Here is a 24,331-nt window from a genome sequence, read left to right as displayed (position 1 = left end):
CGTCAGGCCATCTCCTCCAGCTCACGCCCCTTCGTCTCCTTGACGTACTTGATCACGAAGAAGATCGACACGAAGGCGAAGAACGTGTAGACGCCGTATGCAAGTCCCAGCCCGGCGGCCGACAGCGCGGGGAAGGTCGTGGAAATGGCGAAGTTGGCCAGCCACTGCGCCGCCGCGGCGACGGACAGGGCCATCGCGCGGATCTTGTTGCTGAACATCTCACCGAGCAGCACCCACACCACGGGGCCCCACGTCGCTCCGAAGAACACGACGTAGACGTTGGCGGCGATGAGCGCGATCGGCCCGGCCGAACCCAGGTCCGGCGTGCCGTTCACGATCGGCGCGGTGCCGAAGAGCAGGGCGAGGACGCCCAGACAGACGAACTGACCGATCGAGCCGATCACCAGCAGTGGCTTGCGGCCGATCCGGTCGACCAGTGCGATGGCGATGACCGTGGTGAGGATGTTGGTCACCGACGTGATCACGGTGATCGCCAGGGCGTTCTGCTCGCTGAACCCCACCGCCTGCCACAGCACCGAGGAGTAGTAGAAGATCACGTTGATGCCGGTGAACTGCTGGAAAATCGACAGGCCGATGCCGATCCAGACGATCGGCAGCAACCCCAGCCTCGGACCACGCACCGTCACGAAGCCGGTGCGTTCGGTCTTTCCTTTGACCGTCCGGATGATCTCCGTGATCTTCGCGTCGACGTCGCCGCCGACGAACCGCCGCAGCACCTCTGCCGCTCTGGCCAGCTGCTCCTTCTGGACCAGGTGTCGCGGCGATTCCGGGATCGTCAAGGCCAGGAGGCCGTAGGCGAGGGCGGGAACCAGCAGCGACAGGAACATCCACCGCCACGTCGCGAGGCCGAACCACAGGGGATCCAACGCACCGCCCGATCCGGCGACCAGTGCGAAGTCCACGAGTAACGCCACGAAGATGCCGGACACGATGGCCAACTGCTGCAGTGAGCCCAGCCTGCCGCGCAGGTGCGCCGGCGAGATCTCCGCGATGTAGGCGGGAGCGATCACGGAGGCGGCACCGACACCGAGACCTCCGACCAACCGCCAGAACGCGAGTTCCCAGATCGAGAACGAGAAGCCGCTGCCCAGCGCGCTGATTGCGAACGCGATCGCCGCGAGCCACATGACGCGGATCCGACCGTAGCGGTCCGCGATCCCACCCGCGAACCAGGCGCCGATCGCGCAGCCGATCAGCGCCGCGGCGACTGCGAAACCGAGGACGAAGGGCGACGCGTTGAAGTTTTCCCCGACCGCCTTGACGGCGCCGTTGATCACCGCGGTGTCGTAGCCGAAGAGGAAACCGCCCAGCGCCGCCGTCGCGGCGACGAGCACGGTGCGCCCGGTACTCGGGGTGGGATAGCTGATCCGATGGGCAGGATTGCCCAGCTGCCAAGGGGGTTCGCTCGACGGTGGCTGTTCGCCCGGTGTGGTCCCCATCTGGACCTCCCCTGCGTGAGGGTCTCCGAGGCGGGCTGCGACGGCTCCCTCACAACTCCCTACAGGGTGTGGCCGAATTCACATTCCGTCAAGAGGGCGGTTGTCTGCGCAAATTTGCACGCGAGCCCCGCACGGTGTGGACGCACCGCTTCCTGGCACACGGTCACGAACACGGCCGGCCGACCACAACTTTCCACCCGCTGCGGTGCGCCCGGACATCCCAGCTTGGCGGCAGCGGCCGGCGACGGCGGCGCTCGGGCGCGGTTGTGCGACCGCGACCTCCGGCGAGACACCGAGCCCAGCGCGTGGGCCCGGCATCACCAGTCAGTGTCCACAGCGGATAAGACCACACGCACGGTGAGAACCGACGGCCGCTTCCGTTGGCCCATCCGTAACCAAGAGCGGACTGCAGCATTTTTCCGACCCGATCCATGTCCGGACCACCGGCCGCAGTGGTCGCCCCGACGGCCGGCGGGGAGTTCGAAGGTCCGACGTGGCGTTGCGACAGCGCGAGCGCCGGAGGCCTGGGCCGGTGCGTAGTCGGGTATCCCGGCACGGAGGGCGGCGCGCCTTCGCCGGCCATGGCATCAGCAGTGTCGAACGGCTGGGAGTCAACTCCCGAACCATTCGAACCACCCGGTCTTCCTTCGACCGCCGCCATCCGCGTCGGCTTGCGGAGCGCGCGCAGCCAGGCCCGTTGCGGTGGTCCGCCGTCCGAACCGGTTCCGCGTGACCGATCACCGGCGACCGGTGGCGTTCGTCGAGTATCGCTCGCTCGGGCAAGACAGCCGCAGCGAAACGCTCGACCGGGAGTCCCGGCCGAGCGTTTCGCCACTCTCCGTCGAGGCCGAACGAAGTCCGGCCTCGCTGACCCCCTCTGCAGGTCAGGACGTGACCGCGCACTGTCCGCGATCGGCCCTCACCGGGCCTTCGCTCGTCGGGCGCACGTCGAAATCGAAGATCTCCGTGGGCACGTAGAGCGTGCAACACGCGTTGGGGATGTCCACGATGCCGCTGATCCGGCCCTCGATGGGCGCCGAACCGAGCAGCAGGTAGGCCTGCTCACCGGTGAAGCCCCACTTCTTGAAGTACTCCACCGCGTTCAGGGCGGCATTGCGGTAGGCCATGGTCGCGTCGAGGTAGAGGTTCTCGTCGGTCTCCCGGTCCACCGAGACGCCCACGAACGACAGGAACTCGGAATACCGGGGTTCGACGTTTCCCGGCATGAACACCGGATTCGTGGTGATGCCGTACTTCTCCATGCCGCCTTTGATGAGGTCGACGTGGAAGTCGATGTACCCGCCCATCTCGATGGCGCCGCAGAAGGTGATCTCGCCGTCGCCCTGGCTGAAGTGTAGATCTCCGCCGGAGAACTTGGCGTCGTCGACGTAGACCGGGTAGAAGACCCGCGATCCCCGGGTGAAGTTCTTGATGTCGTGGTTCCCCCCGTTCTCCCGGGCCGGCACCGTGCGGGCGCCCTCGCGGGCGATGTGGTCTGCGGTCGACCCGTCGGCGGTTCCGGCGAGCGTCCCGTCGAGCAACGGCGGCAGGCCCAGCGGAGGTACGCGGTCGGGCTCGCGGTCGATCAGCGCCTGCTCCCTGCGGTTCCACCGCTGGAGCAGCTCGGCCGAAGGCGCGGTGCCGAACAGGCCGGGGTGGGTGATTCCGGTGTACCGGATGCCCGGCAGGTGGCGGGAGGTGGCCTGCTGACCGTGGAAGTCCCAGATCGCCTTGTAGGCGTCGGGGAAGTAGTCGGTCAGGAACCCGCCGCCGTTGGCCTTGGCGAACACCCCGGTGTAGCCCCAGCCCTGCCCCGGCGCGTCGCCGGTCTCCTGTGGAACCGGGCCGAGGTCGAGGATGTCGACGACGAGCAGGTCGCCGGGTTGGGCGCCCTCGACGCCGATGGGACCGCTGAGCATGTGGCAGCGCGACAGGTCGACGTCCCGCACGTCGTTGGCCGAGTCGTTGTTGCCGAGCTGGGCGTCGGTCCATTCCCGGCACTCGACGCGGAACTCCTGCCCGGGCCGGACCATCGCGGCGACCGGTACGTCCGGGTGCCACCGGTTGTGGCCCGGCACCGACTGGTCGCGCATGGATTTCGTCTGGTCGACACTGAACACTACTTCTGGCATGCGACTTCTCCTCTGTTTGCGGGCCCTTGATCCGGTTCACCCGCCGTTCTCGGGTCAGTACCTGTGAACCTCCTGGTCATATCGGCGACGTCCGGCGGAAAACCGACGCCGGAATTTACGAAAAACCTTATTCTGCACAAAGACCTTCATCGTTCGGCGATCCGCACCCACGCCCGCGGCGGGCGTCGACGACTCCGGCCCACGTTGATCGCCACTGCGGCTGCGATCGCCACACCACTGCCGGCGGGCTACTTTCCGTGACGGCCGGGGCGGACTCACTGGGACGTTCGGCCACTCCCGAGACCAGGACGGCACTGGCCCGACGCCGCGTCTCGACCGGGGTCGCGCTGTGCGCAGCGTATTCGCACGTCGCGCAGGGATGTCAAGGGCAACGAAAAACCGCCTTCCTCTTGACTTGAGGTATATCGTTTCGTTATTTTGCCTCGTCTTGCGCCGGCTGCCCGTTACGGGAGTCGAGCCAAATGCTGATCAAGAAATCGGTGGAGCATCGTGGAAGCGAAGTCCGACGACGACGGCTCGATGGAGTTCGTCGTCCTCACCGCGTGGGAGTGCGCCAGCTGCGAGGTCGCCGGGCGGACTCCGCCGGGGATGGCGCTCGAGTGCTGGAGTTGCGGCGGCTCGGTCGTGATCACCGCACGGCCCAGCATCCGGCGCTTGGCCGGGTAGCCGCACGCGGCACCACCTGCGGATCCCTCCGCGACCCGCGAGGCCGTCGGCCGCCGGAGGGCCCGAGTTGACTAGCCTTCCGGAGCGTCTTACGGTGCTGAAAGGCAGAGTTTACTTTCTGTAGCTCAAAAAGCCGTCCGGATCCACAGTCAAGCGGGCTGGGAGGGCGCGCATGACGACCTACGAGCCACGAGATGTGCGACCAGGGATCGCGGCGCTGGCCGAGCGCCTGCGGGCGGAGCTGGGTCCTGATTCGGTCATCGACGATCACCAGCGGCTGCGTACCTACGAGTGCGACGGCCTCGCGCACTACAAGGTCACTCCCGCGCTCGCCGTGCTCGCTCGGGACACGACCGCCGTCGTGGAGACCGTGCGTGCGTGCGCCGAGGCCGGGGTGCCGTTCGTCGCGCGCGGGTCCGGCACGGGCCTGTCCGGTGGTGCGCTGCCGCGCGCCGACGGGGTCCTCATCGTCACCTCGAGGATGCGGCACATCATCGAGATCGACCGGGAGAACCAGCGCGCGGTGGTCGAGCCAGGGGTGATCAACCTGGACGTCTCCCGGGCTGCGAATCCCGAGGGCTACTACTACGCGCCGGATCCCTCGAGCCAGCAGGTGTGCTCGATCGGCGGCAACGTCGCGGAGAACTCGGGTGGCGCGCACTGCCTGAAGTACGGCTTCACCACCAACCACGTCACTGGCATCACCTTCGTGACCGCCGACGGCGAAGCCATGCAGCTCGGCGGCAAGGCGCCGGATCCGACCGGCTACGACCTGCTGGGGGCCATCGTGGGTTCGGAAGGCACGCTCGGCATCGCCACCGAGGTGACGGTGCGGCTCACGCGGCTGCCGGAAGCGGTCCGCACGTTGCTCGCGGCCTTCCCGAGCACCGATGACGCCGGCGCGGCGGTTTCGGAGATCATCGGCGCCGGAGTCGTGCCCGCGGCGATCGAGATGATGGACGCACTGGCGATCGAGGCGGCCGAGGCGGCTGTGCACTGTGACTACCCCGGTGGTGCGGGTGCGGTGCTGATCGTGGAGCTGGACGGACCGGCCGACGAGGTCGAGCGGCAGTTCGAGGAGGTCGAGCGGCACTGCCGCACGCGCCAGGCCTTCGAGATCCGCATCGCGAAGGACGACGTGGAGCGCGCCTTGTTCTGGAAGGGGCGCAAGTCGGCGTTCGCCGCCGTCGGGAGGATCAGTCCCGACTACATCGTCCAGGACGGTGTCATCCCCCGCACCGCGTTGCCCGAGGTGCTGCACCGGATGACGGAGCTCTCGCGCAGCAGCGGCGTCCGAGTCGCCAACGTCTTCCACGCCGGGGACGGCAACCTGCACCCGCTGGTGCTGTTCGACGACGCGGTGCCCGGCGAAGCCGAGCGCGCCGAGGAGGTTTCGGGGGCGATCCTCGACCTCTGCATCGAGTACGGCGGATCGATCACCGGCGAACACGGCGTCGGGTCGGACAAGGCGAAGTACATGCCGCGGATGTTCACCGAGGCGGACCTCGACACGATGCAGCTGGTGCGCTGCGCGTTCGATCCCGCTGGGCTGGCCAATCCCGGCAAGGTGTTCCCGACGCCGCGGCTGTGCGGCGAGGTGCCGGGCCGGCACCGGGGCGCGCATCCCTTGCAGGAAGCCGGAATCGCCGAGGTCTTCTGATGAGCGGGCCCGATCCGGCGACGCTGGACGCGCTCTGCGCGGCGACCGCGAAGCATGCCCGGCCCGCAGAGGCGGGTGACGAGGTCGACGGCATCGCGCCGGCGTTCGTCGCGGCACCGGGCAGCACCGCGGAAGCGGCGGACGTCATGCGGATCGCCGCCGACAACGGGCTCGCCGTCATCGTCCGGGGCTCGGGGACGAAACTCGGCTGGGGGCAGCGGCCCGCGAAGGCCGACCTGGTCGTGGACACCGGCCGCTTGGACCGCGTCGTCGAGCACCGCTCCGGCGACCTTGTCGTTCACGTGGACGCGGGGCTGCACCTCGCGACGCTGCAGGACCGCCTCTCCCCCGCGGGTCAGCGGCTGGCGGCGGATCCCGTGGTGCCGCCTGGCGCGGCCGACGCCGGAACGGTCGGCGGGCTCATCGCGACCGCCGCTTCCGGCCCGCTGCGCTTCTCCCACGGCGCGGTGCGCGACCTGCTCATCGGCATCACGGTCGTCCGAGCCGACGGCGTGGTGGCGAAGGCCGGCGGAAAGGTCGTGAAGAACGTCGCGGGTTACGACCTGGGCAAGCTGTTCGCCGGCTCCTGGGGAACGCTCGGCCTGGTCACCGAGGCGGTGTTCCGGCTGCACCCACGACCGGCGCTGGCGCGCTGGGTCGTGGTGCCGGTGGATTCGACAGGTGTCGCGTACGAGCGACTGCGGCGGGTGCTGCACGCACAACTCGTGCCGAACGCCGTCGAACTCGACCGCCCGGCCGGCGCGACGGGGACGCTCGCGGTGCTCGTCGAGGGCATTCCGCAGGGAGTCGCCGGCCGGGTCGAGAAGTTCCTCGAACTGCTCGGGGACGGCGCCCAACCGTACGACGCCGCGCCGGAGTGGTGGGGCCGAGCCCCCTGGCAGCGCGGCGACGTGGCCCTGCGCCTCACCCACCGGATCACGGGCCTGCCGGCTTTGCTGAACGCGCTCGACGAGCAGGCGCGGCGTCACGGTGTCCCGGTCTCGGCCCGCGGTTCGGCCGGCGTCGGGCTCCTGTACGCCGCGGTGCCGGGTGCCGCCGAGCCCGCCGTGATCGCCGAGCTGGTCCAGGTCCTGCGCGACCGGTCGGCCACCTGGGGTGGGGATGTCGTGGTGCTGGACGCTCCGCCTGCGGTCAAGGCGGCGCTCGACCCGTGGGGGCCGGTACGGGGGATGAGCTTGATGCGTCGGGTGAAGGACCGGTTCGACCCCGAGTACCGGCTCGCTCCCGGTCGCTTCGCCGGAGGGATCTAGATGTCCGAACCTGCCTTCGATGACCACCACCCGCCGTCGGCGGCGCTCGTCGGTGACTGCGTGCACTGCGGGTTCTGCCTGCCGACGTGCCCCACGTACACGTTGTGGGGCGAGGAGATGGACTCTCCGCGCGGGCGGATCTACCTGATGGAAATGGGCCTCGGCGGCGAGCCGATGACACCGGAGATGGTGCAGCATTTCGACGCCTGCCTCGGCTGCATGGCCTGTGTGACCGCGTGCCCGTCCGGGGTGCAGTACGACAAGCTCATCGAAGCCACCCGTGCGCAGGTGGAGCGGCGTCACCACCGCCCCGCCCGCGACCGGCTGATGCGCCGCGCGATCTTCAGCGTCTTCCCGTACGCCAAACGGTTGCACGCCTTGCGCGGTCCGCTGCGGGCCTATCAGGCCACCGGCCTCAGCCGCTGGTTGCGGCACGGCCGCTTGCTGCGCAGGACTTTCCCGGCGCTGGCGGCGCTGGAGTCGCTGGCACCCGAGCTCGAGCCGTTCGAGCAGGTGCCGGAACAGTCCCCTGCCCAGGGGGCGAAGCGGGGCACCGTCGGCCTGCTCCTGGGCTGCGTGCAGCGGGAGTTCTTCCCCGGCGTCAACGCGGCGACCGCCCGCGTGCTGACCGCGGAAGGCTTCGACGTGATCGCGCCCGCCGGGCAGGGGTGCTGCGGCGCGCTGAGTGTCCACAACGGACGGGAGGGGGAGGCGCAGTCTTTCGCCCGCAAGCTGATCGACACCTTCGAGGCCGCCGGGGTCGAGCAGGTCGTGGTCAACGCAGCCGGTTGCGGTTCGGCGATGAAGGAGTACGCGGACCTCCTCGCCGACGATCCCGCCTACGCCGAGCGCGCGCGCGGATTCGCCGAGGGCGTCCGTGACATCACGGAATTCCTCGTGGAGCGGGGAACGGTGGCCGCCCGCCACCCGCTGCCGGTCATGATCGCGTACCACGACGCCTGCCACCTCGGGCACGCGCAGGCGATCCGCACGCAGCCCCGCGCCCTCTTGCGGGACATCCCGGAGCTTCTGCTGCGGGAGATCGCCGAAGCCGAACTGTGCTGTGGTTCCGCGGGGATCTACAACATCCTGCAGCCCGAGGCCGCGGGGGAACTCGGGGACCGCAAGGCGCGCAACGTTCTCGCCACCGGCGCACCCCTGCTGGTGACGGCCAACCCGGGCTGCCTGATGCAGCTGGCCGCTTCGGCCGAGCGGCTCGGCGCGCAGCTGAAGGTCGCCCACACCGTCGAGGTTCTCGACGCTTCGATCCGTGGCCTGGCAGCGGACGTTGTCGGGCGGTCCCGCTCTGGGGCGTAAGCAGGCAATTCCCAGGTTGTCGTCCTCGACGATGAGGTGACACATGTATCAACAGATTCTCGATCCCGTCGCCGGTTCGCTCGCTTGGTCCTCGCTCGTGGCGGCTGTCCCGTTGATCGTGCTGTTCGTGCTGCTCGGCATCCTCCGGATGACGGCGTGGCTCGCGGCGCTGATCTCGCTCGCGGTCGCGCTCGCGGTGGCGATCTTCGTCTACCCGATGCCGGCCGGCCCGGCGTTCCTCGCGGCGGCCGAAGGTGCCGCGTTCGGGTTCTTCCCCATCCTGTGGATCGTCATCAACGCGATCTGGATCTACAACATGACGGTCCAGACCGGACACTTCGACGTGCTGCGCCGCTCGTTCGCCCGGGTCAGCGACGACCAGCGGATCCAGGGCGTGATCGTCGCGTTCTCGTTCGGTGCGCTGCTCGAAGCGTTGGCCGGGTTCGGCACCCCGGTCGCCATCACCAGCGTCATGCTGATCGCGCTGGGCTTCCGGCCGTTGAAGGCCGCGATCGTCGCACTCGTCGCCAACACCGCACCCGTCGCCTTCGGCGCGCTCGCGGTGCCGATCACCACGCTGGCCACCGTCACCGGCCTGCCGCTGCACGACCTGTCCGCAATGGTCGGACGCCAGACCCCGCTGCTGGGGTTCGTCGTCCCGCTCGCGCTCGTGTTCATCATCGACGGCACCCGCGGGGTCCGCCAGACCTGGCCGGCGGCGCTCGTCTGCGGCGTGGTCTTCGCCGTCGCGCAGTTCGCGATCTCGAACTACGTGAGCGCACCGCTCACCGACATCGTCGCGTCGCTGCTGAGCGCCGGCGCGGTCGTGCTGTTCCTGCGGGTCTGGCGGCCGGTCGAGGGGTTCACCGAGACCGGCGGACCTGAGGTCGCCCGCACCGGCGCGGGCGCGGACGGGCGCGCGGAGGCGGCGACCTCGACGGCCACGATCGACCGGCAGGCTCCCCGGGCGGGCCGCGACGGTCCACCGCGCGGAGGCGGTGATGGTGACACCGAAGCCGGCCGCCGCGACAGCGGCGCCGAGGTGTTCCGCGCCTACTCGCCCTACCTGATCATCATCGTGGTGTTCGGGCTCGCGCAGATCCCGGCGATCCAGCACGCGCTGACCAGCGTCACGCGCACCTTCGCCTGGCCCGGGCTGCACATCACGTCCGCGAGCGGGAAAGTCTCGACGCTGCCGATGTTCAAATTCGACTGGCTCGCCGCGGCCGGCACGCTGCTCATCATCGCCGGGCTGCTCACGATTCCCGTGATCCGCATCCGGCCCGCGACCGCGCTGCACACCTATTTCGCCACGTATCGCCAGCTCGCTCCCGCGATCGTGACCGTGATGGCCGTGCTCGCACTCGCCTACGTGATGAACGCGAGCGGGCAGACCACGACGCTCGGCACGTGGATGGCCGGCGCCGGCGGGATCTTCGCGCTCATTTCGCCGATCCTGGGCTGGCTGGGCGTCGCCGTGACCGGCTCCGACACGTCGTCGAACTCGTTGTTCGGCGCACTGCAGGTGGTCGCCGCGCAGAAGGCCGAGCTGAGCGCCACCCTGCTCGCCGCCGCGAACTCGTCCGGCGGGGTGCTCGGCAAGATGATCAGCCCGCAGAACCTCGCCATCGCCGCGGCGGCGGTGGGGATGTCCGGGCGGGAGGGCGATCTCTTCCGCAGGGTGTTCCTCTGGAGCGTGCTCTTCCTCGCGGTGATGTGCGTGCTCGTCTACCTGCAGTCCACCCCTGTGCTCTCGTGGATGGTGCCCTGACCGGATGGCGTCGGGTGGCTGGTTGGGGGGGCGCGTTTCGGCCTACGCGGGCATCGCCCACCAATCCGTCGAGCACGACGACGTCGGCCCCGTGCACCTCGATCGGACAACTCACCGAGCGGGGACAACTGGACGCGCCGGTCGCCGAGGCACTGGCCACCACCGGCGTGGTCAACCCACGCGGACGCGACCGCCGCGCCCGCCTCACCCCTGACCGCGACCCCTTCGAGTTCCTCAGCGCCCGCTTCGACGAGTTCGGCGCGATCCCCCGTGGCGCCGTCGAGCCGGGGCCGGCGGTGCCACGTCACCCACGGAGTGCTCGATCGGCATGGACGACCAGTGCGTGAACCGTTCGACGAGGCGCTCCTCCCGCTCGGCGGGCAGGTGCGGCCGGTCGTCACAAAGATCTTCTGTGGGGAATCCGTTGCGGTTAGCGTGAGCCAGGTACCCATTCCGAGCTCGTGCCGATGTCGCTGCTGCCTGGTCGTGTGCGTTCCGGGCCTTCGAGCGGCTGTCACGAGAACGTTCGACCGACAGTTGGGGGTTTCCATGCCGCGCCCGTACGCCAGCGGAGTCGTCGCCGCGCCCGTAGAAAAGGTCTGGGCCCAGATCCGCGCATTCGGCGACGTGTCCGCCTTCCTGCCGGCAGTCGGCCACAGTGAGATCGTCGACGGCGTCGACGGCCAGGTCGGAGCCGTCCGGAGGCTGACCCTCGATGCCGGCGGCGACCCCTTCGACGAACGGCTGCTCGTCCTCGACGACCCTGGTCGCACGCTCACCTACGCGTTCACCGGCGCGAATCCGTTCGGCGTGCGCCGCTACGTTTCGACGGTCCGGGTCAGTCCGGTCACCGACACCGGCGAGTCCTTCGTCGAGTGGTGGGCGGAGTACGACGCCGACGCCGGTCAAGAGGAAGAACTCGACCGCACCTTCGCCCAAGACGTCTACGGCAGCGGCATCGCCGGGTTACGGAAGCTGCTCGCCTGAAGCCGGATCTCCGGTAACGAGAATCCGATCATGCCCGACTCGTCCGAACCGGCTCCCCTCCGATGACGACACGGTCGCTCAGGCGAGCCCCCACCGGACCACCGGGTTCACCGCGGCCGCGATCGATCCGCGCTCGACGGTCGCGGCGGACCCATAGGGTGCCCAGAGCCCTTATTCGATGCCGATCAAGGAAGGGAGTCGCTCACATGGCTTTCCCCGGCCTGCAGCACGTCGCGATCACGGTTTCGGACCTCAAGCGCAGCACCGAGTGGTACAGCCGCCTGTTCGATGCCGAACCCGTACTCGACGAGGACGAAGAAGGCGGCGAGTTCCACCACACGGTCTTCGCCCTCGAAGGCGGAATGCTCTTCGGTCTGCACACCCACCCCGGCCGCGAGTCGAAGGACCGTTTCGTCGAGACGCGCACCGGACTCGACCACGTGGGCTTCGCACTGTCCGGCACCGCGGAGCTCGAGCAGTGGCGCGATCGCCTCGACGAGCTCGCCATCACCCACGGCGGCATCAAGAAGGCGCATTACGGCTCGGGCGTCTCTTTCCGCGACCCCGACAACATCGCTCTCGAGTTCTTCATCGCCCCGGGGACATGACCTCCGATCCCTGCCGCTCGTACGCAGTATGCGTTTACCTGGTCAAGCCACGTGTCGCACCTCCCCCGACACGGAGGAGGTCGCCGGCCCCAGACCTGGGGTTGAGGCCCGGGATTCCTCCACGATCGCGAGCGGCCGAGAAGGTGGTCAACGCCCCGGTCCGGTCGACGACGGTCGTCCGTGGAGCCCGGTCGCTCTCGACGACGCCCAGCGCCCGACCACCAGGACGATGCCGACCACGGTGATCACGCCCGCCGTGCGCGGAACCCAGTCGCCCCACCGCACGTAGGGAGTGATCTCCTCGTACAACGGGGCATCGACCACGAAGATCCCGCGCTCGTCCGGCGGCATCCAGGCCAGCTGCCTGCCCCGTGCGTCGAACGCAGCGGACGTCCCGTTCAGCTCCACGAGGACGGCGGACCGGCCGGACTCCACCGCCCGCACCGCCTCGGCACTCGCCTGTTGCGGTTGCACCCAGGTTCCGTGGAACGACGTGAGCGAGCCCTGCACCACCGTGACGTCGGCGTGCAGCCGAACGAGTTCCCGACGCAGGTCGGGAAAGACCGACTCGTAGGAGATCAGTGTGCCCACCCGCGCCGCGCCGACCCGCAACACCACCGGCCCGCGGCCCGGGGCCCGATCTTCCTCGGCCATCGCGGTGCCCCGAAGCACCTTCCCCAGCAGCCACCGCATCGGCACGTACTCGCCGAACGGCACCAGCCGCCGCTTCTCATACGTACCAACCAAACCACCGGGGCCGTACTGCTGAGCCGTCTTCCTGATCCGACCATCCGCCCCTCGTGCGTCGACGTTGACCAGGACGTCACTTCCGGCGATCGCCGCGGCTTGCCGCAGCCGGCCCGCCACCTCGGGACGGCGCGCCGGGTCGAACGGCACGCTGCTCTGCCCCCAGACCACCATGTCCTGCCCCAGACCGGCGGCCCGGTGGGTCAAGTCCAGATGCGCCGCCAAACGCTCGTTGCCTCCGGACACGACGCCGGGCTGCACCCCCACCACGCGGACGCTGCCGGTCACCACCGGTTCCGGCCGGAGCAGCCCGTAGCCGATCGTGAGTGCGGCGAACACGACAGCGAGCCCTCCCCCGAGCAGCCGCGCTGCCCGGTCGGCGCCGGGAAGGACCACCGCGGCAAGCCCGACGTTGACCGCCACCAACACGAAGCTGAGCAACCACACCCCGCCCAGCGACGCCGCGGCCAGCACCGGCCGCACCTGCCACTGCGTCAGACCGACAAGACCCCAGGCACCGCCCAGACCTTCCCACGAACGCAGTGCCTCGACGCTGACCCAGACCGACGGCAGCACCACCACCGCCAAGGCCACCCGCGCACCGGACGGTTCTCGCAGCAACCCGTAGGTTGCCAGCCCGAACGGCACCCAGAGGACGCCCGCGACCACGCCCACGACAAGCGCCAGCATTCCCACGTTGGGCAGCAGCCATTGCAACACGACGAGAAAGAACCCGACCGCGCCAAGCGAACTCCGCCAAACCGCCTCACCGTACGAGCCCGCACGTCCGAGCAACAACACCAGCGGGACCAGCCCGGCCCACGCCAGCCACCACGCATCGGCAGCCGGGAAAGCAAGCGCCAACACGCAACCACACGGCAAAGCCAGCCCACGCACCGCCCACCGACGCACCCGCACGGCAACAGGCATTCGAGCACGCTACTCCCCGCCAGGCGTGCGTCTGGCCAGGTCACCGCGCGGCTCGGCCCGCCGAAGCATTCCGCGCGCCCGCCCCTACCAGGCGTTGCCTGCCAGCCATGACCGAGCCGACCACGATGGGCGCCCGCCCGATCCCACCACTACGTCTTTAATGATTCTTTACTTTATCGGCCGGCAAAGCCATACTGACTTCGAGGGGAGTACTTCCGCAGGGGCTGCCCGGTCAATACGGACATCCCGGTGATGTCCTCGGGAGCCCGCCCAGGTCCGTGGCACGGGGTGCCGGCGGCACAGGGTGAAGGAGACCTCGAACACGCGCCGGTGCGCGCTCGTTCGAGGAGGTTCCTGTGCCCACTGAGGTTGTTGCGGTGGCTCCGGCGGAGTCGATGGGGTCGCTCTGGTTGTGGCTGATCAGCATCGCGGTCCTGCTTTTGCTGCTGCTCGCCGATTTCATGGTGACGCGGCGTCCACACGAAGTGTCGATGCGAGAGGCTGTCGGCTGGTCAGTGTTCTACCTGGCGCTGCCGGTGGTGTTCGGGGCCTGGCTGTGGGTGGCGTTCGGGAGCGGCCAGGCGGTGGAGTTCCTGACCGGCTTCGTCGTCGAGAAGTCCCTGTCGGTGGACAACCTGTTCGTGTTCATGCTGCTGCTCGCCGCGTTCGCGGTCCCACCCGCGCTGCAGCAGCGGGTGTTGCTTTACGGCATCGTCGGCGCACTCGTGCTGCGGGGGGCGTTCATCGCGGCCGGCGCCGCACTGCTGGCGGCGGGAACCTGGGCGTTCCTTGTATTCGGGCTGGTCCTGTTCGCCTCGGCGGTGAAGATCCTGCACCAGGCGCTCACGGACGCCGATGCCGAGCCGGACCCCGCACGGATGCGATCGGTGCGGCTGCTGCGCAGGTTCATCCCGATCACCGACGATTACCAGGGAGCCCGGTTGACCGTGCGCCGGCACGGACGGCGGGTGTTCACCCCACTGGTGGTCGTGGTGGTGGCGGTGTTCACCACCGACGTCGTGTTCGCGATCGACTCGGTGCCCGCCGTCTACGGCATCACCGAAGACCCCTACCTGGTCTTCGCCACCAACGCCTTCGCCCTGCTCGGCCTGCGCGCCCTGTACTTCGTGCTGCACACCGCGCTCGCGAAACTCCGCCACCTCAACCACGGCCTGGCCGTCATCCTCGCGTTCATCGGAGTGAAACTGGTCCTGCACTGGGCACACGGCGTCTGGCCCGCCGTGCCGCAGATCCCCACCCCGATCTCCCTGGCGGTCATCGTCCTCGTCCTGGCGACGGTCACCACCACCAGCCTCCTGCCCCGCCGCACATCCGAGCCCGCTGACCACCGACGGGACTGAGCCATGGCAACCGAACTGCTCGTCAACGCCCTGGTCGAACTCTTCCTCACGTTGCTGATCCTCGCCGCACTGGTGATCACCTGTGCGGCGTTGACGCCACCTCGGCCACCGCGCGGCCCAGGCTCCTGAACCGGTCACCTGCGAGACCGACCGAACCTGGGCGACCGCGGCGCCCTGCCCACGGGAGAAAGTCCCTCAAAGGCCGAGTGCGCGCCGGACCTCGGCCAGGTGCCGCCGGGACACCGCGACGGTCTCGCGATCGGGCCCGTCCAGGACGAGCGCGAATCCGCCGTGGAAGGTCGGGGCGATTTCGCGCACCCGGTGCAGGTTCACCACACAGTGCCGGTGCACCCGCAGGAATCCGTGTGGTGCCAGCCGTGTGGCCAGCCGGCTCAGGGTGTGGTTGAGCGCCCGCAACCGGCCCCGGTCGGTCAGCAGCCACACGGTCTTGCCCTCGGCCTGCGCGACCCGGATCTCTGCCGGGGCCATGAGCAGGATGTGCCCGCCGTGGATGCCGGCGAGCCGGAACACCGGCGCTTGAGCGGCCCCGGTCGCCGGCGGTGAGTCAGTACTGGTGGTGACGAGCGTGCCGACGAGCTGCCCGTCGTGCTGGATGGGCTGGACGGTGATCGGGCACCCGTCCTCGGCGCACGCGGCCAGCCGCAGCGCGCCGGCCCGCGCGCGGGAGCCGAGCACCGCGCGCCCGACCTCGTTCGCCGCCACGAGCCGCCCGCGCCGGTCGATGACCGCCAGCGGTCCGTCGTCGGCGGCTTGCGGTCGCAGAGATCCGGCCAGCTCGGTGAGCACGTCGTCGCGCCGGCGATGCAGACCATGGCCCAGTTCCTGGGCGCAGCGGTGCAGCCGCGCGATCGCGAGCGCCGGCAGCGGGCGGCGATGCACCAGGAACGCGAGGACCGCGCACGGTCGGCGGCGGTCGGGGTCCGCGACGGCGACGCCCGCGCCGGACCAGTCGGCCAGGTCACCACGCCAGTGCTCGGGACCGGTCACCTGGGCCTGTCCGTCGAGCAGCGCGGTGCCGAGGGCATTGGTACCGCGGCTCTTCTCCGACCAGTCGTGCCCGGGCGCGAGCTGATGTGCATCGGCGAGAGCGAGGGCCGAACTGCTCCCGAACACCGCGACGACCCGCCCGTCGCCGGCCGCGACCGCCACCACGCCGTCGGTTCGGGTGAGGTCGGCCGCCAGCGAGCGGGCGGCCGACACCACGGTGCGCGGCGCCGCGGCAACGGAGTCCGCCGACGGGTCGGGCGGACAGGTGCCGGGGGCGATGCCGTGGACCTCGCGGCAGCGCCGCCAGGACGCCTGGATCGCCGGCGGGATCGCGGCGATGCCGTTCGCTCCGGGTTCGTGGCCGCCGACGCCGGCCCGCTGACCGTCCATGCCGACCTCCTCGCGTTCGGGCGGCCCCCTGAACAGACTAGGGCGGACGTCGCCGGCCGGGATAGCGTCCGCGTGCTCCTCGCCCGGGCAGATCGACGATACCGGCCGATCCGACGACCCGATTCAGGGAGGTTTCGTCATGGCCATCGACTTCACCCTCACCCCCGAACAACGGGAACTCCAGGCGAGCACCCGTGCCTTCGCCCGCGACATACTCGCGCCGGTGGTCCGCGCGGCCGACGCCGAGACAGACCCGTTGCGCGCCTTCCAGATGACCAAGGACGTGTATGTGCAGGCTTACCGCGCCGGCATCGCGTTCTGCATGTTACCCACGCAGTACGGTGGCGGCGGGGTGTCCAATGTGGACCTCATCCTGGCCGCCGAGGAGATGTGCGCCGTCGACCCGGGTTTCGCCTGCACCATCCTGGTGAACGGGCTGGGCCTGATGCCCGTCTGGTACTGGGGCAGTGACGAGCAGAAGGACCGCTTCCTGCGCGCGGCCACCTCGGACCCGACCGGCGAGTACCTCGTCGGCTACGCGGTGAGCGAGCCGGCGGGCAGTCCTGGCGGCACGGCGAACTTCGACGCGCCCGATGCTTCACCCGTCGGGATCGGTGTCACCGCCACGCTCGATGGCGACCACTACGTGCTCAACGGCCGCAAGTACTGGCCGTGCAACGTCGCGGGCTGGGACGGGCAGGGGGCCAACGCGAGCATCGTCGTGGTGCGCACCGACCCGTCGAAGGGCGGCACCGAGGGGCTGTCGGCGATCATGGTCGAGCGCGGCACCCCCGGTGTCAGCTACAACCTCATCAGCAAGATGGGGCATCGGCTCACCCCCAACGCCGAGATCGTCTTCACCGATGCCCGGGTTCCCGCGAACAACCTCGTCGAGGGCACCCGCGGCAACGGCGACCTGCTGATCAACCGCAACTTCGCCTGGTCGGGGCCGGTGGCCGGGATCGCGGCGGTCGGTGTGGCCCGGACGGCGTACGAGTCCGCCCTCGAGTGGGCGCGGACCTACACCGCCGGTGGCCCGAGCCCGATCATCAACCACCAGAACGTCGGTTATGTGCTCGGGGACGTCGCGGCGCGGATCGAGATGTGCCGCTGCTTCTGCTGGAAGACCGCGCACTTCCTGGACCAGCATGACTACCACGGCGAGCTGATCGGCGCGATGTGCAAGATCCAATGCACGGAGCTGATGTTCGACGCGGTCTACAAGTGCATGCAGGTCGTGGGCGTGAACAGCCTGGACAAGCAGCACGAGTTCGAGAAGCTGTTGCGCGAGGCCGCGGTGCTGCCGCTCTACGACGCCGGCAACTTCGGCATGCAGCGCCGTCGCGTCCACGGCGTGCTCGCCAGCCCGGACTACGACCCGCGCGCACTGATGAACGACGACTTCGTGCCCTTCACGAAGTTCATGGAGACCATCGACACGGTCCCCACCTACCAGGAGACGCCGCTTCCCGTGTGACGGGCGAGCGCCCGGGCGCGTGCCGCACCGGACGCGCCCGGGGCGCTGGCCGCCGGCCAGGCGGAACCGGTCAGCTTCGGTTGTCGAAGACCACCGGGTCGCAGTGAGTTCCGGGCGGCGCTCAATAACGGTCATCGGACGCTTTCCACGGCCGCGAATTCGGGTTCTCCCGCGTAGGCCGGTAGTCGGCGTGGCCACGGGGACCGCCTTGGTGGAAGGTTTCGCGATCGACGACGGGGTTGACCTGCCCCGCCGGTGGCCTCGGGAGCCGTCACCGCTTCGGCTCCGGTCGGACCACGAGCACGGGGCAGGACGAGTGATGGATCAGCGCCTGGGCGGTCGAGCCGAGAAGCATGCCCGTGAAGCCGCCGCGGCCGTGACTGCCGACCACCACCAGCTGTGCCCGGTCGGACTCGGCGAGCAGCGCGTGCCGCGGCCGGTCCTGGGCCAGAGCCCGCCGGACCTGAACCTCGGGGAACTTCTCCTGCCAGCCGGCCAGCCGCTGGGCCAGCAACCGCTCCTCCGTCGGCTCGAGCGATTCCGGCTGGGGCATCAGCCGGGCGGTGCTGTCCGTGGAGTCGTACGTGACGTCGTTCCACGCGTGCACGGCCACGAGCGGCACACCTCGGAAACCCGCTTCTTCGAAGGCCGCCGCGAGGGCGGCCTCGCTGTTCGGGGTGCAGTCCACGCCGACCACGACCGGTCCCTCCAGCGGAACCGGGCCGTCGCCGTGCCGCCCGCGGACCACCGCGACCGGGCACTCGGCGTGGCCGGCCACGGTGGCGGCCGTGGAGCCGACCAGCATCCCGGCGAAGCCACCCGTGCCGGTCCGGCCGACCACGATCAGCCGGACCCGCCGCGACCGGTCGAGCAGGGCGCTGGTCGAAGCGTCGAACAGCACGGCGGTTCGTACGGTGAGGGACGCGTCCACGGACAGAGCCAGCTCGCGAGCCGCGGTGAGGAGGCGATCACCTTCCCGCCGGAATTGCTCGAACAGCTCGTCGCTTCCGGCCAGGCCGCCACCGTAGTAGATCGCGGCGCCCTGCAAGCAGTTCACGAGGTCCAGCTCGAGCCCTCGTCCGGACGCGAGCCGCGCGGCCCAGCGGACCGCCTCGTCCGCACCCGCGGAGCCGTCGACGCCGACCACCACTGTGTTGCTGGTGTGTGCCGTCATGACCACGGGTCCTCTCTCGACGAAACCGTCTCGGCGCCGACTACGTCCGGCGGGTCCAGGGCGAGCAGGGTCGCGACGTGGCGGCCGGTCCGGTCGTCGTGGCGGTTGGCGACCGGCACGAGTCCGTCGTGGGCTTCGGCCTTCCGGCGACCGGTGCCGCCGTCGATCTCCAGCCGCCCTTGCACCGAAAGTAGCCACCGGGCAAGGCCGGCCACGCCGGTCCCGAGTCACCACCGCGAAGGGCCAACGTCACCGGGTGCGAGCCGACCGGGTCCTCGCCGCGCTGAGGCGGTTCCGGGGCGGGACTGTCCACAACAGACGTCGACCACCGCGCAGGTTCATGGATCCCGATCACCGCACAGCGGATCGCCAGCCGCCTTGCGAGCACGGCGCGAACACCGTATCTCGCACGGCGACCGACCGCGGCGCCGTCGTGCTGCGCCGGTTCATGACCGCGGACCATCCGGGCGGACGACCGCGACCGGGCACGCGGAGTGCACGAGCAGCGCTTGGCTGGTGGAGCCCAGCAACATCCCGGTGAACCCGCCACGGCCACGGCTGCCCACCACGACAAGTCGCGCGTCCGCTCCGAGCTCCAGAAGAGTCCGGACCGGCCGGCCTTGGACCACCACCACGTCGATCGTGAGATCGGGGAACTTTTCGCGCCAGGGCGCGAGCTGCTCGTCGACCCGCCGTCGTCCGGTTGCGGCAACGTCCTGCGGGCGGGTGCCCGGTGCCCGCAGCTTGCCCTCGGGCGTGATCTCGTTCCAGGTGTGCACCGCCGCCAGTGCGGTGCCGCGGGCCACGGCCTCTTCGCACGCATAGCCCAGAGCGTCGTTGCTGTCCGGCGACCCGTCGAGCCCGACCAGGACCGGGCCGGCCGCCGGCGGCGGGTCGTCGGGCCGGCGCCCACGCACCACGACGACCGGGCACGGCGCGTGGGCGGCGAGTGAGACCGCGGTCGAGCCGATCAAAAGCCCGGTGAACCCGCCCAGCCCGCGCGAGCCCAGCACCACCACTTCGGCGTTCGCGCACTCTCGCAGCAGGACGCCAACCCGGCCGCCGTCCACGACAGCCCGCTCGATCCGCGCCGACGGCCACTTCGCCAGCACGGCGTTCTCGGCCTCGGCCACCCCCGACTCGGCGCGGGACCGGAAGCCTTCGCGGACGGCGGTCACAGCCACGCCCGAGACTTCCGGCGAGGGGACCACGTACGCCTGCACGAGTCTCAGCACCGCGCCCCGCCGCACCGCCACCTCGGCGGCCCAGACCGCGGCGTGCCGGGCCGAAGCCGAACCGTCCACACCGGCCAGCACCACCCGCTCGTCACGCCGGGACATGGTGCGCACCTCCGCCCGGTTGCCGCAGCGCCCGCGACGGCTCGAACCGCGCACAGTCCGCTTCCTCACGCGCGGTGGTGTCCGCTTCGATCACGACGATGGCTTCCGGGCGCGGGAACACCGTCGATCACCGTCCGCGGCCGGCCGGCGGACGGTGAACGGAACGGTGCCGTCCGGCCCTCCGACGGCGAAGACCCGGCCCCGCTGTTCGGGCAGATCGACCCGAACTCCCTTCACCACGAGCCGGTCGCCGGGTCGTGCGCGCATCACTCCTCCTCGGCATCAGATCCGGCGGCCCGAATCGCGGCCGCACAAGTCAGTTCTTGCCGGCCAGTTCCACCGCGGTGACGCCCTCGACCGTCTTCGCGAGAGCGGCGACGAGCCGTCGTTCGGCTTCGTCGGCGAACGTGCCGCGGACCGTCACCAGACCTTCGGTGACGGAGACGGACCACAGGTCGCGGTACCCCGTGTAGTCCTTGAACAAGCCGCGGACCCGCGCCGCGATGGTGTCGTCGTGCCGCACGAGCGCGCGCAGCAGATCTCGCCGGCTGACGATCCCCGCCAGACCGCCCGCGTCGACGACCGGGATGCTGCGCAACCGGTCGACGAGCATGCGGGCGGCGATGTCGCTGACCTCGGTATCAAGCTCGACAACGTCCACCGGCTTGGTCATCACGGACTCCACGAGCCGGCCCGGCGCGACCGGTTCTCCGGTCAGCACCCCGCACAGGGCGTCGGCCTCCGTGAACGAACCGACGACGCGGTTTTCCTCGTCGACCACGGGCAACGCGGCGATGCCGTGCTCCATGAGCAGCACGATCGCCTCCCGCACCGGCGTCGCCGGCCCGACCCCGACCACCGGCCGGGTCATGATGTCCCGTGCGCGCACGGCTTTCCTCCTGACGTCTCAATGAACGACCGCGACCGGGCACCTCGCAGGAGCGAGCAACCGGCTCCCGGTCGAGCCGAACAAACCGCCCGACACCGGGACCGGTCCGGGCGAGGTCGTCGACCCGGCGCCGGAGCGCTCGCCCTCCGCCGCTGCTTCGACCGGTTCCGGATTGCCGAGCAGTCCCTCGTGCCGGCCCACGTCCGACCCGCGACCGACTCCACCGTCGCTCAACCCCGACGAGCGCGGTCAGGGGAGGAAGTCCCTTCCGGGTGGGACGAAAGCGCGGAGTGTTTCATCAGCGTCGCCGCGTAGTCGGGGACCTCGCGCTGCAACCGCCGGTCCGTCCGGGCGTACCCGCCGTCGCTGGGCCGCGGCGGAATGGTCACGGCTTCGCGCGGGATCTCGTGGTACGGGACGCCGGCGAGCAAGTGCGCGATCATGTTGATCCGCCCATGGCGCTTCTGGTCGCTGTCGACCACGTACCACGGTGCTTCGGGGATATCGGTGTGCACGAACATGTCGTCCTTCGCCCGGGAGTAGTCCTCCCACCGCGACACCGACTCCAGGTCCGTCGTCGACAGCTTCCAGCGGCGGAGCGGGTCGTCGATCCGCGCGCGGAACCGGCGCTCCTGCTCGTCGGCTCACCGAGAACCAGTACTTGTACAACAGGATGCCGTCGCCCACGAGCAGGCGCTCGAAAATCGGGCACTGCTGCAAGAACCGGTGGTACTCGTCGGGTGTGCAGAACCCGAGGACCCGCTCCACGCCGGCGCGGTTGTACCAGCTGCGGTCGAACAGCACGATCTCACCGGCAGCGGGCAGCAATTCCACGTACCGCTGGAAGTACCACTGCGTGCGCTCCCGCTCGGTCGGCTTCGGCAACGCCTCGACCCGCACCACCCGGGGGTTGAGGTGCTCGGTCAACCGCTTGATCGTGCTGCCCTTTCCCGCCGCGTCACGTCCCTCGAACACCACGACCAGCCGCGCGCCCTCCGCGCGCGCCCATTCCTGCATCTTCACCAGCTCGATCTGCAGCCGGGCGAGTTCCTGCTCGTAGACCGCGCGCGACAGCCGCGCTGTGGGGTGCTTTCCGGTCATCGGGCCACGTCGTCCCACACGAAGTCGAGGCCGTTGCACACCTCGACCACCCCGGGCACCGCTTCGACGCGACCGGTCACGGACGCGATCTCGCTGCGCCGCTCGACCCGGCCCGCCACCGTCACCACACCGGCGTGGACCATCACCCGCGCGTGATCCGGTCCGATCCGCAGGGCATTTCTCAACAGGACAGTCACCTCGCGCTCGATCTCGGAGTCCGGGCGCGAGATCAACCCCACGAGGTCGCGCCGCGCGACAACACCCACCGGCCGCCCGGCGGCGACGACGAAGAGCCGGCGCAGCCCCGATTCGGCCATCCGTGTGGCGACATCGGCGACCGGCGCCCCGGCGGCCACGGTCAGAGCCGGGCTCGTCATCACGTCTCGCGCCGTCCGCGGCGGCGACGCGTTCCGGCGCCTCCAGCCGCGACGGCGATCCGCACGCAGCAGCGGCAGCAAGTCCCGTTCGGACACCACACCGGCGATCACACCGTGGCGATCGACCACGGCCACCGCGCTGACCCCGCGGCGGACCAGGGCTTCCGCGATCTCTTTGACCGGCGTGTCCAGCCGCGCGCACACCGGGCTCGGCGTCATCACCGCGGAGACGGGTGTCGTGCTCGTGTTCATCGTTCCTCCACTGTCCGGGTCCGTCCGTTCCGCTCCCGGCTGACCACCAGCACGGGGCAATCGGCGTGGTGCAGCAACGCGTGGGTCGTGGAACCGAGCACCATGCCCGTGAAGCCGCCTCGCCCGCGGCTGCCGACGACGATGACGGCCGCGTACTTTCCGTGTTCGATCAGCCGGTCGCGCGGCCGGTCCCGCGCAACGACGAGGTCGACGTCGACGTCGGGAAAGCGTTCGCGCCGACCGGCCAGCCGCTGAGCGAGTGCGCGCTCTTCCGCTTCGCCGACGTCGACCCACGGGGTCGAGGGCAGGCCGCTGTAGCTGTCCTGCCACGCGTGCAGTGCCACCAGGCGGGCGTGTCGCCGCGAAGCCTCCTCGAACGCCCATCCGATCGCGGCCTCGCTCGTCGGGCTGCCGTCCACGCCGACGACGACCGGCCCGTCCACCCGCGTGGTGCCGCTGCCGCGGACGATCGCCACCGGACAGCCGGCGCGGGCGATGAGGTCGGCGTCGGGTGAACCCGCCAGCAAACCGGACAGTGTTCCGGTGGGCCGACCCAGCACCAGCAGCAGCGCGTCCTGCGACGCCTGCCGCAAGGCGTTCTCGACGTCGGCGCCGCCCGTCTCGGTGGTGATCGGCACGCCAGGCTCGGCCGCCGCCAGCTCGTCGCGCGTCGTCCGTGCCACTTCCCGTGCGAGTGCCTCCTTGGCCGCGCGCCACTCGGCGCCGCCGACGGACGGTGCGTCGACCCCGCTCACGGTGAGCACAGTCAGCGGCGTGTGCCACCACGCGGCTTCCCGGGCCGCCCAGCGAGCAGCCACCGCGGCCGGTTCGCTGCCGTCGACACCCACGACCACGTGATCGATCACGACTCGCTCCCTCGCTGCCCGATCAGGACTTCACCCGGTCCGAGCGCGATCGCCTCGTGCCGGCACCGCTCCAGCGCGTAGCCCGCGCGGACGTGATCCGCGCGGCCGTCATCGGTGGTCACGAAGAGCCGGCACGTCTCGCCCGCCGGCCGGGACCGCAGGACGGGCAGCTCCGGTGACTCGGTGGTGCGCCGGAGCAGCGCCGCCCACGGTAAATCGCCGCCCGGAACGACGGTGCGCCCTGGTTCCGTTCCGTGGCGGTGGCTCGGTTCGTCGCGAATCGTCCACAAGACGAGCTCGCATCGGTACGCCGCGCCGGCACGGATCGCGCGCGCCGCGTGGCCGGACGACGCCACCGGCTCAGCGGCGTCGGGCGGCGGCACCGCCTGGGCGCCGGTCGTCGTCGCGGTCCCCGCCACCTGTGCGACCAGTCTCCGCACCGCGAGTGCTCCCGTGAATCGCGTCCGATGACTGCGCCGGGTCGTGCTCTCGGAAAACCGCCTCACCAGTGCCGCCCCGCACGACA

Annotated in this window: 22 protein-coding genes and 1 pseudogene; 10 read left to right on the top strand and 13 right to left on the bottom strand. The window is 70.2% G+C overall.

The annotated features are described in order from the left end of the window. Positions 1-2: 2 nt before the first annotated feature. Entirely contained in the window at positions 3-1,460 is a 1,458-nt protein-coding gene (locus tag AB0F91_RS17450) for a sugar porter family MFS transporter (protein WP_360598545.1), read from the bottom strand. Positions 1,461-2,344: 884 nt separating this feature from the next. Then, on the bottom strand, positions 2,345-3,592 hold the full coding sequence (fmdA, locus tag AB0F91_RS17445; RefSeq protein WP_360598544.1) for a formamidase: 1,248 nt from the start codon (positions 3,590-3,592) through the stop codon (positions 2,345-2,347). Between the two features lie 510 nt (positions 3,593-4,102). Here fmdA and AB0F91_RS17440 point away from each other — a divergent pair. The 7 genes from AB0F91_RS17440 to AB0F91_RS17410 all read left to right on the top strand — a co-directional run bounded on the left by AB0F91_RS17440 (position 4,103) and on the right by AB0F91_RS17410 (position 11,893). After that, positions 4,103-4,279: a hypothetical protein gene (locus AB0F91_RS17440; protein WP_360598543.1), complete on the top strand. Its 177-nt coding sequence runs from the start codon at positions 4,103-4,105 to the stop codon at positions 4,277-4,279. Positions 4,280-4,451: 172 nt separating this feature from the next. Beyond that, positions 4,452-5,939, top strand: a complete 1,488-nt coding sequence (locus AB0F91_RS17435) for an FAD-linked oxidase C-terminal domain-containing protein (RefSeq protein ID WP_360598542.1) — start codon at positions 4,452-4,454, stop codon at positions 5,937-5,939. After that, on the top strand, positions 5,939-7,210 hold the full coding sequence (locus tag AB0F91_RS17430; protein ID WP_360598541.1) for an FAD-binding oxidoreductase: 1,272 nt from the start codon (positions 5,939-5,941) through the stop codon (positions 7,208-7,210). Before AB0F91_RS17435 ends, AB0F91_RS17430 begins: the two co-directional genes overlap by 1 nt. Next, positions 7,211-8,527 (top strand): heterodisulfide reductase-related iron-sulfur binding cluster, encoded by a 1,317-nt coding sequence (locus tag AB0F91_RS17425; RefSeq protein ID WP_360598540.1) that lies wholly within the window; start codon positions 7,211-7,213, stop codon positions 8,525-8,527. A gap of 43 nt (positions 8,528-8,570) precedes the next feature. Further along, a complete protein-coding gene (locus AB0F91_RS17420) occupies positions 8,571-10,298 on the top strand; it encodes an L-lactate permease (RefSeq protein WP_360598539.1) in 1,728 nt (575 codons plus the stop codon). 549 nt (positions 10,299-10,847) lie between these two features. Continuing rightward, on the top strand, positions 10,848-11,285 hold the full coding sequence (locus AB0F91_RS17415; RefSeq protein ID WP_360598538.1) for an SRPBCC family protein: 438 nt from the start codon (positions 10,848-10,850) through the stop codon (positions 11,283-11,285). A 206-nt stretch (positions 11,286-11,491) separates the two neighbouring features. Beyond that, positions 11,492-11,893, top strand: coding sequence for a VOC family protein (locus AB0F91_RS17410; RefSeq protein ID WP_360598537.1), 402 nt, complete (start codon positions 11,492-11,494; stop codon positions 11,891-11,893). 147 nt (positions 11,894-12,040) lie between these two features. Here AB0F91_RS17410 and lnt read toward each other — a convergent pair whose 3' ends face one another. After that, positions 12,041-13,570, bottom strand: a complete 1,530-nt coding sequence (gene lnt / locus AB0F91_RS17405; RefSeq protein WP_360598536.1) for an apolipoprotein N-acyltransferase — start codon at positions 13,568-13,570, stop codon at positions 12,041-12,043. Between the two features lie 395 nt (positions 13,571-13,965). Here lnt and AB0F91_RS17400 point away from each other — a divergent pair, with 395 nt between their 5' ends. Then, positions 13,966-14,931, top strand: coding sequence for a TerC/Alx family metal homeostasis membrane protein (locus AB0F91_RS17400; RefSeq protein WP_360598574.1), 966 nt, complete (start codon positions 13,966-13,968; stop codon positions 14,929-14,931). Positions 14,932-14,934: 3 nt separating this feature from the next. Continuing rightward, positions 14,935-15,060 (top strand): hypothetical protein, encoded by a 126-nt coding sequence (locus AB0F91_RS17395; protein WP_255638153.1) that lies wholly within the window; start codon positions 14,935-14,937, stop codon positions 15,058-15,060. A 66-nt stretch (positions 15,061-15,126) separates the two neighbouring features. Here AB0F91_RS17395 and AB0F91_RS17390 read toward each other — a convergent pair whose 3' ends face one another. Further along, positions 15,127-16,329 carry a LytTR family transcriptional regulator DNA-binding domain-containing protein gene (locus AB0F91_RS17390; RefSeq protein ID WP_360598535.1) on the bottom strand — a complete coding sequence of 401 codons (1,203 nt, stop codon included), beginning with the start codon at positions 16,327-16,329 and terminating at the stop codon, positions 15,127-15,129. Between the two features lie 139 nt (positions 16,330-16,468). Here AB0F91_RS17390 and AB0F91_RS17385 point away from each other — a divergent pair, with 139 nt between their 5' ends. After that, the gene (locus AB0F91_RS17385) at positions 16,469-17,806 is read left to right on the top strand and encodes an acyl-CoA dehydrogenase family protein (protein ID WP_360598534.1); all 1,338 of its coding nucleotides are present in this window, start codon (positions 16,469-16,471) and stop codon (positions 17,804-17,806) included. A 271-nt stretch (positions 17,807-18,077) separates the two neighbouring features. Here the strand turns inward: AB0F91_RS17385 and AB0F91_RS17380 are convergent, their stop codons facing one another. From AB0F91_RS17380 to AB0F91_RS17340, 9 genes and pseudogenes are all read right to left on the bottom strand, one after another. Beyond that, the gene (locus AB0F91_RS17380; protein ID WP_360598533.1) at positions 18,078-18,980 is read right to left on the bottom strand and encodes a universal stress protein; all 903 of its coding nucleotides are present in this window, start codon (positions 18,978-18,980) and stop codon (positions 18,078-18,080) included. Further along, entirely contained in the window at positions 18,977-19,165 is a 189-nt protein-coding gene (locus AB0F91_RS17375; protein ID WP_360598532.1) for a hypothetical protein, read from the bottom strand. Before AB0F91_RS17375 ends, AB0F91_RS17380 begins: the two co-directional genes overlap by 4 nt. A gap of 261 nt (positions 19,166-19,426) precedes the next feature. After that, complete coding sequence (locus AB0F91_RS17370; protein WP_360598531.1) at positions 19,427-20,320, bottom strand: universal stress protein; 894 nt, start codon at positions 20,318-20,320, stop codon at positions 19,427-19,429. Positions 20,321-20,410: 90 nt separating this feature from the next. Further along, a complete protein-coding gene (locus AB0F91_RS17365) occupies positions 20,411-20,587 on the bottom strand; it encodes a DUF1918 domain-containing protein (RefSeq protein ID WP_360598530.1) in 177 nt (58 codons plus the stop codon). 49 nt (positions 20,588-20,636) lie between these two features. Continuing rightward, the gene (locus tag AB0F91_RS17360; protein ID WP_360598529.1) at positions 20,637-21,209 is read right to left on the bottom strand and encodes a CBS domain-containing protein; all 573 of its coding nucleotides are present in this window, start codon (positions 21,207-21,209) and stop codon (positions 20,637-20,639) included. A 230-nt stretch (positions 21,210-21,439) separates the two neighbouring features. Then, a pseudogene (gene ppk2 / locus AB0F91_RS17355) lies at positions 21,440-22,310 on the bottom strand (polyphosphate kinase 2). Continuing rightward, entirely contained in the window at positions 22,307-22,939 is a 633-nt protein-coding gene (locus AB0F91_RS17350; protein WP_360598528.1) for a CBS domain-containing protein, read from the bottom strand. The pseudogene ppk2 and the gene AB0F91_RS17350 overlap by 4 nt, the downstream one beginning before the upstream one ends. After that, complete coding sequence (locus tag AB0F91_RS17345; RefSeq protein ID WP_360598527.1) at positions 22,936-23,805, bottom strand: universal stress protein; 870 nt, start codon at positions 23,803-23,805, stop codon at positions 22,936-22,938. The genes AB0F91_RS17350 and AB0F91_RS17345 overlap by 4 nt, the downstream gene beginning before the upstream one ends. Next, entirely contained in the window at positions 23,802-24,245 is a 444-nt protein-coding gene (locus AB0F91_RS17340) for a hypothetical protein (RefSeq protein ID WP_360598526.1), read from the bottom strand. Before AB0F91_RS17340 ends, AB0F91_RS17345 begins: the two co-directional genes overlap by 4 nt. Positions 24,246-24,331: the final 86 nt, after the last annotated feature.

Source organism: Amycolatopsis sp. NPDC023774 (assembly GCF_040639695.1).
Taxonomy (GTDB): domain Bacteria; phylum Actinomycetota; class Actinomycetes; order Mycobacteriales; family Pseudonocardiaceae; genus Amycolatopsis.
Note: the sequence above shows the minus strand (reverse complement) of the source record. Positions and strands in the feature narration are given on the sequence as shown.